The sequence below is a fragment of the Pseudomonas capeferrum genome (assembly GCF_000731675.1).
GTDB classification, from domain to species: domain Bacteria; phylum Pseudomonadota; class Gammaproteobacteria; order Pseudomonadales; family Pseudomonadaceae; genus Aquipseudomonas; species Aquipseudomonas capeferrum.
In genome coordinates this window covers 582975-595881 of the sequence record NZ_JMIT01000002.1, presented here as the reverse complement: position 1 = coordinate 595881, position 12907 = coordinate 582975, and the positions used below count along the sequence as shown (strand labels likewise).

Genomic DNA, 12907 nt, shown 5'->3' with positions numbered 1-12907 from the left:
TTCAATGGCGATGTTTCACCCCGCTGTAGTTATTGATTCATAAAGGAAGCTTTCACCGATGCAGTCAGCCTATACCGTCCTCATCCTGCTGACGCTGGTAAGCGTGTCAAAACTGGTCGGCCGAATCATTCCGCTGCCGCTGCCCTTGGTGCAGATCGCCGCCGGTGCCTTGTTAGCCTGGCCGACCCTGGGCCTGCACGTGGCCCTTGACCCTGAACTGTTCCTTTTCCTGTTCCTGCCACCGCTGCTGTTTGCCGACGGCTGGCGCATTCCCAAGCGCGAGCTGTGGCGCATTCGTGGCCCAGTGGTGGCGCTGGCCGTGGGCCTGGTGCTGTTCACCGTGGTGGGCGCTGGTTACTTCATTCACTGGCTGCTGCCCAGCATCCCGCTGGCAGTCGCCTTCGCCCTGGCGGCCGTGCTGTCGCCGACCGATGCCGTGGCGGTCTCGGCCATCGCCCAGGACCGCTTGCCGACACCGCTGATGCACATGCTGCAGGGCGAAGCGTTGATGAACGATGCCTCGGGCCTGGTGACGTTCAAGTTTGCCCTGGCCGCAGCGATTACCGGGGTGTTCTCGTTGGCCGATGCCAGCTTCAGTTTCGTCCTGGTTGCCCTCGGCGGCCTGGCGGTCGGCGTTGCGCTGAGCTGGCTGATCGGCCGGCTGCGCATCTGGATGATCGCGCGGGGCTGGGACGACCCGGCTACGCACGTGGTGTTCATGCTGCTGCTGCCCTTTGCCGCTTACGTACTGGCCGAGCGCCTGGGTGTGTCCGGCATCCTCTCGGCGGTAGCTGCCGGCATGATGCAGAGCTGGCTCGACCTGCTGCCACGCCAGACCAGCACCCGCCTGCTCAACCGCAGCGTGTGGTCGTTGCTGGAGTTTGCCTTTAATGGCTTGATCTTCCTGCTGCTCGGCTTGCAGTTGCCGGACATCATCAAGGCCGTGGTGAGCCACGAGCCCACCGTGTGGCCGACCCTGGCCTGGCGCTGCCTGGATGTGCTGGCGATCTTTGCCGCGTTGATCCTGCTGCGGTTCATCTGGGTGCAGAGCATCTGGCGGGCCATCGGGGTGGTGCGCCATTGGCGCGGCAAGCCGGCGTTGGTGCTGATGCCAACGGCGCGTTCCTGCTGGTTGCTGACCCTTGGTGGCGTACGCGGTGCGGTCACCTTGGCCGGTGTGATGTCGGTGCCGCTGCTGATGGGGGCGGGCAAGGCCTTCCCCGAGCGTGACCTGCTGATTTTCATTGCGGCCGGGGTGATCCTGTTGTCGCTGATCAGTGCCTGTATCGCCTTGCCGATCCTGCTGCGCGGTGTGACCAAAAGCCCCGACGAGCGCCTGCATCAGGAAGTACTGGAAGCCTGGCGACGTACCGCGGAGGCTGCGATTCATGCGCTGGAGGCGGAGGAGGTAATCGACGCCAATGCACCGCAGGATGCGGCCCAGGCGACCTTGGCAACCGAGCTCAAGGCGCGGCTGATGGCGGAGTACCGCGACGAGCTGAACAGTTACAACGACACGGCCGAGGCGCGGGCCCTGGCTGAGCAGATGGACTTGCTTGAGCGGCGTTTGCGCTTGCGTGCGCTGCGGGCGCAGCGTCTGGAATTGTACAACCTGCATCGCCAGCACCTGGTGGGCGATGAGGTGGTGCGGCAGGTGCTGGGGGAGTTGGATATGAGCGAGGCGAACCTGGGGGCCATCAGGTAGGTAGCGAAAGGGGCGCCAAGCGCCCCCTTCAGCTCAATCAGCGATTCTGCAGGAACGCGCGAATTCGCTCAGCGGCCTCGATGCATTCGGCCAACGGCGCAACCAGCGCCATGCGCACCCGGCCAGCGCCTGGGTTGACGCCATCCACTTCACGCGACAGGTACGACCCGGGTACCACGGTCACATGCTCGGCTTCGAACAGGTCGCGGGTGAACGCAGCATCGCAGCCCGGTACCTTGGCCCACAGGTAGAAGCTGCCATCGGGCCGCTGCACATCCATCACCGGCTGCAGGATATCCAGCACGGCAGCGTACTTGGCCCGGTACTGGTCACGGTTGTCGCGCACATGCGCCTCATCCTGCCAGGCCGCGATGCTGGCCAGCTGGGTTTGCACGGGCATGGCGCAGCCGTGGTAGGTGCGGTACAGCAGGAAGGGTTTGATGATTTCGGCATCACCTGCCACGAAGCCCGAGCGCAGGCCAGGCAGGTTGGAACGCTTGGACAGGCTGTGGAACACCACGCAACGCTTGAAGTCGCTGCGACCAAGCTCGGCGCAGGCGCTGAGCAGGCCCGGGGGTGGCGCGTCTTCGTCGAAGTACAGCTCGCTGTAGCACTCGTCGGCGGCAATCACGAAATCGTGCTCGTCGGCCAAAGCGATCAGTTTCTTCAGGGTGTCCATCGGCACCAGCGCGCCAGTGGGGTTGCCCGGCGAGCACAGGAACAGGATCTGGCAACGCTGCCAGACATCCGCTGGCACGGCATCGAAGTCCGGGTTGAAACCGTTGTTTTCAAGGCACGGCAGGTAATGCGGGGTGGCACCTGCCAGCAGGGCCGCGCCTTCGTAGATCTGGTAGAACGGGTTCGGGCTGACCACCAGGCCATCATCGGCGCGGTTGACCACGGCCTGGGTGAAGGCGAACAGCGCTTCACGGGTGCCGTTGACCGGCAGGATGTGGCGGTCGGCATCCAGCCAGCCGGCCGGCACGCCGAAACGACGTTCGCACCACTGGCCGATGGCCTGGCGCAAGGCTGGCAGGCCAAGGGTGCTGGGGTACACCGCCAGCTTGTCGAGGTTGTCGGTCATGGCCTGGGCGACGAACGCCGGCGAGGCGTGCTTGGGCTCGCCGATCGACAGGGCGATGGCGCGTTTGTCCGCCGCAGGCTTTACGCTGCCCAGCAGGGCACGGAGTTTCTCGAACGGGTAGGGCTGAAGCTGGGTCAGGGCATGGTTCATCGGCGCAAGGTCTCGTCAATCGTTAAAAGGTCACGCGGGTAGGGCTGGCATCGCTCGCCTGGCCGGCCTGCAGCTGCTGCACGATGGCCTCCTGCAGGCGGCTGCACAGCTGCGGGTCGGACAGCGGCTGGTTGTCGGCGTCGGTGATGAAGAACACGTCTTCCACGCGCTCGCCAAGGGTGGCGATCTTGGCGTTCTGCAGCGACAGATCAAACTCCAGGAAGATGCGCCCGATCCTGGCCAGCAGGCCCGGGCGGTCGGGGGCGGTGATCTCGAGGATGGTCACCGGCCGCTGGGCATCGTTGAGGATGGTGACCTGCGGCGGGAAGTTGAAGTGCTTGAGCTGGCGCGGCACCCGGCGCTGAATGATCGTCGGATAGTCCTCGGGGTTGCGTAGCGCTTCGGTCAGGCCGTCGCGAATCTGTTTGACCCGCTGCGGGTTGTCGCCGATCGAGCCACCGTCGTTGTCGAGCACGATATAGGTGTCGAGGGTGAACTGGCTGCTCGAGGTGATGATCCGCGCGTCATGGATGTTCAGGTTGAGCTGCGACATGGCCGCCACGGTCACGGCGAAGAAGTCGTGTTGGTCGGGGGCATAGATGAAGATCTGCGTGCCGCCCTCGAACTCGCGCGAGGTGGTTTCCTTGATCAGCACCAGTGGCCCACCGTCAGCGGGCTGCTGGAGGATGGCGTCACTGTGCCAGGCCACGTCGGCGGCGGTGTGCTTGAGGAAGTAGTCGTCACCCAGCTGCGACCAGAGTTGCTCCACGTCGTCCGGGTCGGTGCCCTCGCGGATCAGGATGTCCAGTGCCGCGCTCTGGGTCTGGCGAATCTGCTCTTCACGGTCCAGCGGGTTTTCCAACCCACGGCGCAGCGCGCGCTTGGTTTCGGTGTAGAGCTGGCGCAGCAGGCTGGCACGCCAGGAGTTCCACAGGCTCGGGTTGGTGGCGTTGATGTCGGCCACGGTCAGCACGTAGAGGTAGTCCAGGCGGGTTTCGTCACCCACGTGCAAGGCGAAATCGTTGATCACCTGCGGGTCGGACAGGTCCTTGCGCTGGGCGGTGGTGGACATCACCAGGTGGTTCAGCACCAGCCAGACGATCAGGCGGCTGTCCCAGGCGGGCAACTGGTGGCGCTCGCAGAACGCTTGCGCGTCCACCGCGCCCAGCTCCGAATGGTCACCCTGGCGGCCCTTGCCGATGTCGTGGTAAAGCCCGGCCAGGTAGATAAGCTCGGGTTTGGGCAGGCGGCCCATGAGCTTGCTGGCCAGCGGGAATTTTTCGGAAACCGGCGTGTACTGCAGTTTGCGCAGGTGCTTGATAAGGTTGAGCGTGTGCGCATCGACCGTATAAATGTGGAACAGGTCATGCTGCATCTGCCCGACGATCAGGCCGAACTCCGGCAGGTAGCGGCCAAGAATGCCGTAGCGGTTCATCCGCCGCAGGTTGCGGTGGATGCCGATCTCGCACTTGAACAGCTCGATGAACAGGCTGGTGTTGCGGATATCGTGGCGGAACGTTTCGTCGATCAGGTGGCGGTGTTCGCGCAGCAGGCGCACGGTGTCGGCACGTACCCCTTTGATCTCCGGGTGCTGGGCCATCAGCACGAAAATTTCCAGCATGGCGAACGGCGTGCGCTTGAACACGTTCGGCTTGGTCGCTTCTATATAGCCGTCGTGCAGGCGGAAGCGCGCATTCAGCGGCTGAGTAGTGCCACTGTCCTCGTCGGCGAGGATGACTTCCTCGAAGTGCTGGATGATCAGGTCGCACAACTGGCTGATGCTCATCACCACCCGGTAGTACTGCTGCATGAACTGTTCGATCGCGCGCTTGGGGTTTTCGTCGCTGTAGCCCAGCAGCGCGGCGATGCTGCGCTGGTGATCGAACAGCAAGCGGTCTTCGGCGCGCCCGGCCAGCATGTGCAGGGCGTAGCGCACCTTCCACAGGAAGTCCTGGGAGGAGGCCAGCAGTTCGTTCTCGCTTTCCAGCAAGAAGCCTTCGCCTGCCAGTGCGTGCAGGTTCAGGGTGCCGTATTGGCGGCGGGCCACCCACAGCACGGTCTGGATGTCGCGCAGGCCACCGGGTGAACCCTTGACGTTGGGCTCAAGGTTGTACTCGGTGTCGTTGTACTTGTGGTGGCGGGCCTTGAGCTCGGCACGCTTGGCCAGGAAGAACTCCTTGCTCGGCCACATGTGCTCGGTGCTGGTGACTTCGAGCATGCGCTGGCGCAAGGCTTCGGGGCCGGCAATCGTGCGGCTTTCCATCATGTTGGTGATGACCGTGAGGTCCGCACGCGCCTGTTCGGCACATTCGTCGACGGTGCGCACGCTCTGGCCCACTTCCAGGCCGATGTCCCACAGCAGGGTAAGGAAGCGCTCGATGGCCTCGCGGTACTGCTCGTGCTCGGCGGCGCCCAACAGGATCAGCAGGTCGATGTCCGAGTGCGGGTGCAGTTCACCGCGCCCGTAGCCGCCCACTGCGACCAGGGCGATACCGTGCTGGTCGCCCCAGTCGAACTGGTTCCAGGCCTGCTGCAGGATGTTGTCGACGAGCCAGGCGCGGTCCTCGATCAGCCGGCGGATCTCGCGGCCATCGCGAAAACGCTTGTCGAGCACCTCGCCAGCCTGGCGGATGGCTTTCTTGAAGGCGGTGATAGGGCTCGCCTTGAGGGCCAGTTCCGCCTGGAACTGGCCGCGGTCGAACAGCTCGGGATCCACCTGGGGCATTGCGTCGCGTTCCTGTCGTGGGGTGCCTGGCGCGGACTCAGGCCGAGGTGCGCGCGATGGTGTCGTCCTTGCGCAGGGTAAAGATCTCGTAGCCGGTAGCGGTCACCACCAGGGTGTGCTCCCACTGGGCCGAGAGCTTGCGGTCCTTGGTGATGGCGGTCCAGCCGTCGCCCAGCACCTTGGTGTCGGCCTTGCCCTGGTTGATCATCGGCTCGATGGTGAAGGTCATGCCTTCTTTGAGTTCCATGCCGGTGCCGGCGCGGCCGTAGTGAAGAATTTGCGGTTCTTCGTGGAACACCTTGCCGATGCCATGGCCGCAGAATTCGCGCACCACCGAGAAGCCGTTCTTTTCAGCGTGCTTCTGGATCACTTCGCCGATGTCGCCCAGGCGGCAACCAGGCTTGACCAGTTCGATGGCCTTGTACATGCATTCCTGGGTGACCTGGGACAGGCGCTCGGCCCACACGGGTACCTTGCCGACGTGGAACATGCGGCTGGTGTCGCCGTGATAGCCGTCCTTGATCACGGTGACGTCGATGTTCAGCGTGTCACCGTCCTTTAGTGGCTTGTCGTTGGGGATGCCGTGGCAGACCACATGGTTGATCGAGGTGCAGATCGACTTGGGGTAGCCCTTGTAGTTGAGCGGCGCCGGGATGGCCTGCTGGACGTTGACGATGTAGTCGTGGCACAGGCGGTCCAGTTCTTCGGTGGTGACACCGGGTTTGACGTGCGCTTCGATCATTTCCAGCACGTCGGCGGCCAGGCGGCCGGCGATGCGCATCTTCTCGATGTCTTCTGCGGTCTTGATGGTGACGGTCATTACAGGCTCTCTACGGCGCCGTGCACGGCGCGAACAAACGGGAAAGGCCGGATTCTAGCAGAGCAGGGCGGCAATCGGTCGGGATAAAGGCGGCCAAGCTGCTGTCTATAGAGGGCATTCTGGCCTGAAAGCCTGGGTGCTGCAAAAGCCGCTGACGGACGCAACAGTATTCGGGTTCCGTTCGCTCGCGGTCTGTGGTATAAAATGCGCCGCTTTCGGGGTAGACCCCGTTAGCCTTAAACCCACACACGTGTCGACACGATGACCTGGGTGCCCCGAATTGCAGAATTTGCGGGTTGGTCATTGGGATGCGTGGAGGCCCAACCCGACTTACCAAGGAACTATCATGTCCCAAGTCAACATGCGCGATATGCTGAAGGCCGGTGTGCACTTCGGTCACCAGACCCGTTACTGGAACCCGAAAATGGGCAAGTACATTTTCGGCGCGCGTAACAAGATCCACATCATCAACCTGGAAAAAACCCTGCCGATGTTCAACGAGGCTCTGGCCTTCGTAGAGCGCCTGGCCCAGGGCAAGAACAAGATCATGTTCGTCGGCACCAAGCGTTCCGCCGGCAAGATCGTCGCCGAGCAAGCTGCTCGTGCCGGTTCGCCATACGTTGACCACCGCTGGTTGGGCGGCATGCTGACCAACTACAAAACCATCCGTGCTTCGATCAAGCGTCTGCGCGACCTGGAAACTCAGGCCGAAGATGGCACCTTTGCCAAGCTGACCAAGAAAGAAGCCCTGATGCGTTCGCGCGATCTGGAAAAGCTGGACCGCAGCCTGGGTGGTATCAAGGACATGGGCGGCCTGCCTGATGCCCTGTTCGTGATCGACGTTGACCACGAGCGCATTGCTATCACCGAAGCCAACAAACTGGGCATCCCGGTCATCGGCGTTGTCGATACCAACAGCAGCCCGGAAGGTGTTGACTACATCATCCCAGGTAACGATGACGCCATTCGCGCTATCGAGCTGTACATGACTTCGATGGCTGACGCCATCATCCGCGGCCGCAACAACGTTGCTGGCGGCACCGAAGTCTACGCTGAAGAAGCGGCTGCACCTGCTGCTGAGTAATTGACGCCTGGCGTCTACTTGGCACGCAAAAAGGGGGCTCTGCCCCCTTTTTGCCACCTTGAAATCCTGCTGTCAGCAACGGCCCCGCACTATGGGCCTGCTGAGACGAAAACAGCGGATTTGCAGAATTGAACGCCCGTGACGAGCGGGTGGAATGGTTGAAAAACTTTCCAAGAGGATTTTGAAATGGCAGAGATTACTGCGGCGCTGGTCAAAGAACTGCGCGAGCGTACCGGCGAAGGCATGATGGATTGCAAGAAGGCGCTGACCAAGGCCGGCGGCGACATCGAAAAAGCCATTGACGACATGCGTGCCTCCGGCGCCATCAAGGCTGCCAAAAAGGCTGGCAACGTTGCTGCTGAAGGCGCTATCGCCATCAAGGCCGACGAAAAGTCCGCCGTTCTGCTGGAAGTGAACTCGCAGACCGACTTCCTGGCCCTGCAAGACGACTTCAAGAACTTCGTTGCTGAAAGTGTCGAGCAAGCCTTCGCCGAGAAGCTGACCGATGCCGCTCCGCTGATCGCTTCCCGTGAAGCGGCTCGCGAAGCCCTGGTTGCCAAGGTTGGCGAGAACGTCAACATCCGTCGCCTGGTGCGCGTTGAAGGTGACGTTGTCGGTACCTACCTGCACGGCAACAAGATCGGTGTTGCTGTTGTGCTGAAGGGCGGCGACGTTCAACTGGCCAAAGAAATCGCCATGCACGTGGCTGCCAGCAACCCAGAGTTCCTGCTGCCATCGGAAGTCTCGGCTGAGGCTATCGAGCGTGAGAAGGCGGTCTTCCTGCAACTGAACGAAGACAAGATCAAAGGCAAGCCTGAGAACATCGTCGAGAACATGATCAAAGGCCGTATTTCCAAGTTCCTGGCCGAAGCCAGCCTGGTTGAACAGGCCTTCGTCATGAACCCGGAAATCAAAGTCGGCGAACTGGCCAAGAAAGCCGGCGCTGAAATCGTTTCCTTCACCTACTTCAAAGTAGGCGAAGGCATCGAGAAGCCGGTCGACAACTTCGCTGAAGAAGTTGCTGCTCAGCTGGCTGCTGCCAAGCAGTAAGACAGACCCGTCTGTCGCCCCAAAGAGGCTGCCCGCTCACGCGCGCAGCCTCTTTGTCAAAGCGGGAGTGGTTTTCAGAACCGTTCCTCGCTGACGCAGTCGCTGCGTCACGTTAGAGTTACACGCAGGCTCAAACAGCCCGCAGAATTTTACAAACGCCGCAGGAGAGATTCGCAATGGCTCAGCAGGGCAGTGGTTATCAGGCTCGCTATAAACGCATTCTACTCAAACTTAGCGGCGAGGCCCTGATGGGCTCGGAAGAGTTCGGGATCGACCCCAAGGTCCTGGATCGCATGGCGCTGGAGGTCGGCCAGCTGGTCGGCATCGGTGTTCAGGTAGGTCTGGTAATCGGCGGTGGCAACCTGTTCCGTGGTGCGGCGCTCAGTGCAGCCGGCATGGACCGCGTCACCGGTGACCACATGGGCATGCTGGCGACCGTGATGAACGCCCTGGCCATGCGCGACGCGCTGGAGCGGGCAAACATTACCGCCATCGTCATGTCGGCCATTTCCATGGTTGGCGTAACCGATCACTATGATCGCCGCAAAGCCATGCGCCACCTCAATGCCAAAGAGGTCGTGATCTTCGCTGCCGGTACCGGCAACCCGTTCTTTACCACCGACTCCGCCGCTTGCCTGCGCGCCATCGAAATCGATGCCGACGTGGTATTGAAGGCAACCAAGGTCGATGGTGTATACACTGCAGATCCATTCAAGGACCCGCATGCCGAGAAGTTCGATCATCTGACCTACGATGAAGTGCTGGATCGCAAGCTGGGTGTGATGGATCTGACGGCAATCTGTCTGTGCCGCGACCACAAGATGCCGTTGCGCGTCTTCAACATGAACAAACCCGGCGCCTTGCTGAACATCGTGCATGGCGGCGCGGAAGGAACTCTGATCGAGGAAGTTCAAAAATGATCAACGCTATCAAGAAAGACGCCCAGGACCGCATGGGCAAGTCCATCGAGGCGCTGGGTCGCCACCTGGCAGCTATCCGCACCGGTCGCGCCCACCCAAGCATCCTGGACAGCGTCAAGGTGACTGCCTGGGGTAGCGACATGCCGCTGAACCAGGTGGCTGCGATTTCCGTCGAAGACGCCCGCACCCTGAAAATTGTCGCCCACGACAAGAACCTCAGCGCAGCCATTGAAAAAGCCATCCTGACTTCCGACCTGGGCCTGAACCCGTCCAGCGCCGGTACCACCATCCGCGTACCGATGCCGGCCCTGACCGAGGAAACCCGCAAGGGTTACACCAAGCAGGCCAGCGGCGTTGCCGAAGATGCCAAGGTTGCCGTGCGTAACGTGCGCCGCGATGCCCTCGCCGACCTGAAGAAGCTGACCAAGGACAAGGAAATCAGCGAAGACGAAGAACGTCGCGCTGCTGACGAGATCCAGAAGCTCACCGACAAGTTCGTCGCTGACATCGACGCGGCGTTCAAAGCCAAGGAAAAGGACCTGTTGGCCGTTTAAGGCCGAGGTTTTTTAATGGAAAAGACCAAGCCAGCGGCGCCGTCCTCGGTGCCGCGACACGTCGCGATCATCATGGATGGCAACAACCGTTGGGCGAAGAAGCGCCTGTTGCCCGGTGTTGCCGGGCACAAGGCTGGCGTCGATGCCGTTCGCGCGGTCATCGAAGTCTGTGCCGAATCGGGGGTCGAGGTCCTGACCCTGTTCGCCTTCTCCAGCGAGAACTGGCAACGCCCCGCCGAAGAAGTCGGTGCGCTGATGGAGCTGTTCTTCTCGGCCTTGCGCCGTGAGGCTCGCCGCCTCAACGAGAACAACATCTGCTTGCGCATCATCGGCGATCGCTCACGCTTCCATCCCGAGCTGCAGGCTGCCATGCGTGAGGCCGAAGCGCTGACCGCCGGCAACAACCGCTTCATACTGCAGATCGCGGCCAACTACGGTGGCCAGTGGGACATCGCCCAGGCTGCCCAGCGCCTGGCGCGGGAAGTACAGGCCGGCCATCTGCGCCCGGACGACATTACGCCGGGTCTGCTGCAAACCTGCCTGTCCACGGGCGAGTTGCCGCTGCCCGACTTGTGTATCCGTACCGGTGGCGAGCGGCGCATCAGCAATTTCCTGCTGTGGCAGCTGGCCTATGCCGAGCTGTATTTCTCCGACCTGTACTGGCCGGACTTCAAACACGAGGCCATGCGCAATGCCCTGGCCGATTTCGCTTCGCGCCAGCGCCGCTTCGGTAAGACCAGCGAGCAGGTCGAGGCTGGAGCTCGTGCTTAATGCTTAAACAACGCATCATTACCGCGCTGATCCTGTTGCCGGTCGCGCTGGGTGGCTTCTTCCTGCTCAATGGTGGGGATTTCGCCCTGTTCATCGGCTTCGTGGTCACCCTCGGGGCCTGGGAGTGGGCGCGCCTGGCCGGTTTGATGGCCCAGCCGCTGCGCATTGCCTATGCCGCCGTCGTCGGCGGTGCGCTGATGCTGCTGCACCTGATGCCTGACCTGGCGCCCTGGGTGCTCGGTGCGTCGGTGATCTGGTGGGCACTGGCTACCTGGCTGGTGCTGACCTACCCGCGCAGCAGCGAACTGTGGGCCAGTGCGGCCTGTCGCCTGCTGATCGGCCTGCTGGTATTGCTACCGGCGTGGCAGGGCCTGGTGCTGCTCAAGCACTGGCCGCTGGGCAACTGGCTGATCCTGTCGGTGATGGTGCTGGTATGGGCCGCCGACATCGGTGCCTATTTCTCTGGGCGAGCCTTCGGCAAGCGCAAGCTGGCGCCGCAGGTCAGCCCGGGCAAGAGTTGGGAAGGCGTCTATGGCGGCCTGGTCGTCAGCCTGGTCATCACCCTGGCAGTCGGTATCAGCCGCGACTGGGGCATCGGCCAGATTTTGCTGGGCCTGCTGGGCGCGGCGCTGGTGGTCATGGCCTCGGTGATCGGTGACCTGACCGAAAGCATGTTCAAGCGCCGTTCCGGCATCAAGGACAGCAGTAACCTGCTGCCCGGCCATGGTGGCGTACTTGACCGCATCGACAGCCTGACCGCAGCCATCCCGCTGTTTGCGGTGCTGCTGTGGGCTGCCGAATGGGGTGTGATGTGAGTGCGGTGCAACGCATCACCGTGCTTGGCGCCACAGGCTCCATTGGCCTGAGCACGCTGGATGTGATCGCGCGTCATCCCGAGCGTTACTCGGTTTTCGCATTGAGCGGTTACTCGCGCATCGATGAGCTGCTGGCGTTGTGCGTGCGCCATCGTCCCGAGTTTGCGGTGGTGCCAAGTGCCGAGGGGGCTGCACGTTTACGTGACGGCCTGGCGGCAGCGGGTTGTGCCACGCAGGTGCTGGAAGGCGAGGCGGGGCTGTGCCAGGTGGCCGCGGCTGCGGAAGTGGATGCGGTCATGGCGGCCATCGTAGGCGCGGCCGGGCTGCGACCGACCTTGGCGGCCGTCGAGGCGGGCAAGAAGGTGCTGCTGGCCAACAAGGAGGCGCTGGTGATGTCTGGCGCGCTGTTCATGGAGGCGGTGCGGCGCAGTGGTGCCGTGCTGTTGCCGATCGACAGCGAGCACAATGCGATCTTCCAGTGCCTGCCGGGTGACTATGCCCGTGGCCTGAGCCAGGTGGGTGTGCGCCGCATCCTGCTCACCGCGTCGGGCGGCCCGTTCCGCGAAACACCGCATGCGGCGCTCGCCGATGTCACCCCGGAACAGGCCTGCGCCCATCCCAACTGGTCCATGGGGCGCAAGATTTCCGTGGATTCGGCCAGTATGATGAACAAGGGCCTGGAGTTGATCGAGGCGTGCTGGTTGTTCGATGCCTCGCCCGCCAAGGTCGAGGTGGTGGTGCACCCGCAGAGCGTGATCCACTCGCTGGTGGATTACGTGGACGGTTCGGTCCTCGCCCAGTTGGGTAACCCCGACATGCGCACGCCTATCGCCAACGCGCTGGCCTGGCCAGAGCGTATTGATTCCGGGGTTGCCCCGCTGGACTTGTTCGCCATCGCGCGTCTGGATTTCCAGGCCCCTGACGAACAGCGCTTCCCTTGCCTGCGCCTGGCGCGGCAGGCTGCCGAGGCCGGCAACAGCGCGCCCGCAGTGCTCAACGCGGCCAATGAAGTGGCGGTCGAGGCATTTCTGCAGCGGCGTATCCGCTTCCCGGAGATCGCGGGTATGATCGAACAGGTGCTCGATCAGGAGCCCGTAGTGCCACTGGCATCGTTGGACGCGGTATTTGCCGCCGACCAGCGTGCCCGGGAGTTGTCCCGCGAGTGGTTGAGGCGTCACGGTCACTGATGCAGGCCTGCCAGGGCTTGTGCGAAACGTCGTTCTGCTGAA

Annotated in this window: 11 protein-coding genes; 8 read left to right on the top strand and 3 right to left on the bottom strand. The window is 62.6% G+C overall.

Annotation, left to right across the window (positions count from 1 at the left end; genetic code table 11):
* The first annotated feature begins 58 nt into the window (after positions 1–58).
* The gene (locus tag PC358_RS15215) at positions 59–1705 is read left to right on the top strand and encodes a Na+/H+ antiporter (protein WP_033700889.1); all 1647 of its coding nucleotides are present in this window, start codon (positions 59–61) and stop codon (positions 1703–1705) included.
* 37 nt (positions 1706–1742) lie between these two features.
* On the opposite strand, the gene dapC is transcribed toward PC358_RS15215, so the two are convergent.
* Genes dapC through map form a run of 3 tightly spaced genes read right to left on the bottom strand, consistent with a single transcriptional unit; the run spans position 1743 to position 6484 of the window.
* Positions 1743–2939 carry a succinyldiaminopimelate transaminase gene (gene dapC / locus PC358_RS15210; RefSeq protein WP_033700888.1) on the bottom strand — a complete coding sequence of 399 codons (1197 nt, stop codon included), beginning with the start codon at positions 2937–2939 and terminating at the stop codon, positions 1743–1745.
* Between the two features lie 22 nt (positions 2940–2961).
* Positions 2962–5664 carry a [protein-PII] uridylyltransferase gene (locus PC358_RS15205; RefSeq protein WP_033700887.1) on the bottom strand — a complete coding sequence of 901 codons (2703 nt, stop codon included), beginning with the start codon at positions 5662–5664 and terminating at the stop codon, positions 2962–2964.
* Positions 5665–5701: 37 nt separating this feature from the next.
* Complete coding sequence (gene map / locus PC358_RS15200) at positions 5702–6484, bottom strand: type I methionyl aminopeptidase (protein WP_033700886.1); 783 nt, start codon at positions 6482–6484, stop codon at positions 5702–5704.
* Between the two features lie 346 nt (positions 6485–6830).
* Here map and rpsB point away from each other — a divergent pair, with 346 nt between their 5' ends.
* The 7 genes from rpsB to ispC all read left to right on the top strand — a co-directional run bounded on the left by rpsB (position 6831) and on the right by ispC (position 12865).
* The gene (rpsB, locus tag PC358_RS15195) at positions 6831–7568 is read left to right on the top strand and encodes a 30S ribosomal protein S2 (protein ID WP_027595792.1); all 738 of its coding nucleotides are present in this window, start codon (positions 6831–6833) and stop codon (positions 7566–7568) included.
* A gap of 186 nt (positions 7569–7754) precedes the next feature.
* Positions 7755–8618 (top strand): translation elongation factor Ts, encoded by an 864-nt coding sequence (gene tsf / locus PC358_RS15190; RefSeq protein ID WP_033700885.1) that lies wholly within the window; start codon positions 7755–7757, stop codon positions 8616–8618.
* A gap of 176 nt (positions 8619–8794) precedes the next feature.
* The gene (gene pyrH / locus PC358_RS15185; protein ID WP_016392310.1) at positions 8795–9538 is read left to right on the top strand and encodes a UMP kinase; all 744 of its coding nucleotides are present in this window, start codon (positions 8795–8797) and stop codon (positions 9536–9538) included.
* Positions 9535–10092, top strand: a complete 558-nt coding sequence (frr, locus tag PC358_RS15180; RefSeq protein ID WP_033700883.1) for a ribosome recycling factor — start codon at positions 9535–9537, stop codon at positions 10090–10092. Before pyrH ends, frr begins: the two co-directional genes overlap by 4 nt.
* Positions 10093–10107: 15 nt before the next feature.
* Positions 10108–10863 (top strand): polyprenyl diphosphate synthase, encoded by a 756-nt coding sequence (gene uppS, locus PC358_RS15175; protein WP_033700882.1) that lies wholly within the window; start codon positions 10108–10110, stop codon positions 10861–10863.
* Entirely contained in the window at positions 10863–11678 is an 816-nt protein-coding gene (locus PC358_RS15170; protein WP_033700881.1) for a phosphatidate cytidylyltransferase, read from the top strand. Before uppS ends, PC358_RS15170 begins: the two co-directional genes overlap by 1 nt.
* Entirely contained in the window at positions 11675–12865 is a 1191-nt protein-coding gene (gene ispC, locus PC358_RS15165) for a 1-deoxy-D-xylulose-5-phosphate reductoisomerase (protein ID WP_033700880.1), read from the top strand. The genes PC358_RS15170 and ispC overlap by 4 nt, the downstream gene beginning before the upstream one ends.
* Positions 12866–12907: the final 42 nt, after the last annotated feature.

What these genes read in the sequence shown, in the direction of transcription:
- PC358_RS15215 (WP_033700889.1), top strand. Translation starts at nt 59, where the DNA reads ATGCAGTCAGCCTATACCGTCCTCATCCTGCTGACGCTGGTAAGCGTG.
- dapC (WP_033700888.1), bottom strand. Translation starts at nt 2,939, where the DNA reads ATGAACCATGCCCTGACCCAGCTTCAGCCCTACCCGTTCGAGAAACTC.
- PC358_RS15205 (WP_033700887.1), bottom strand. Translation starts at nt 5,664, where the DNA reads ATGCCCCAGGTGGATCCCGAGCTGTTCGACCGCGGCCAGTTCCAGGCG.
- map (WP_033700886.1), bottom strand. Translation starts at nt 6,484, where the DNA reads ATGACCGTCACCATCAAGACCGCAGAAGACATCGAGAAGATGCGCATC.
- rpsB (WP_027595792.1), top strand. Translation starts at nt 6,831, where the DNA reads ATGTCCCAAGTCAACATGCGCGATATGCTGAAGGCCGGTGTGCACTTC.
- tsf (WP_033700885.1), top strand. Translation starts at nt 7,755, where the DNA reads ATGGCAGAGATTACTGCGGCGCTGGTCAAAGAACTGCGCGAGCGTACC.
- pyrH (WP_016392310.1), top strand. Translation starts at nt 8,795, where the DNA reads ATGGCTCAGCAGGGCAGTGGTTATCAGGCTCGCTATAAACGCATTCTA.
- frr (WP_033700883.1), top strand. Translation starts at nt 9,535, where the DNA reads ATGATCAACGCTATCAAGAAAGACGCCCAGGACCGCATGGGCAAGTCC.
- uppS (WP_033700882.1), top strand. Translation starts at nt 10,108, where the DNA reads ATGGAAAAGACCAAGCCAGCGGCGCCGTCCTCGGTGCCGCGACACGTC.
- PC358_RS15170 (WP_033700881.1), top strand. Translation starts at nt 10,863, where the DNA reads ATGCTTAAACAACGCATCATTACCGCGCTGATCCTGTTGCCGGTCGCG.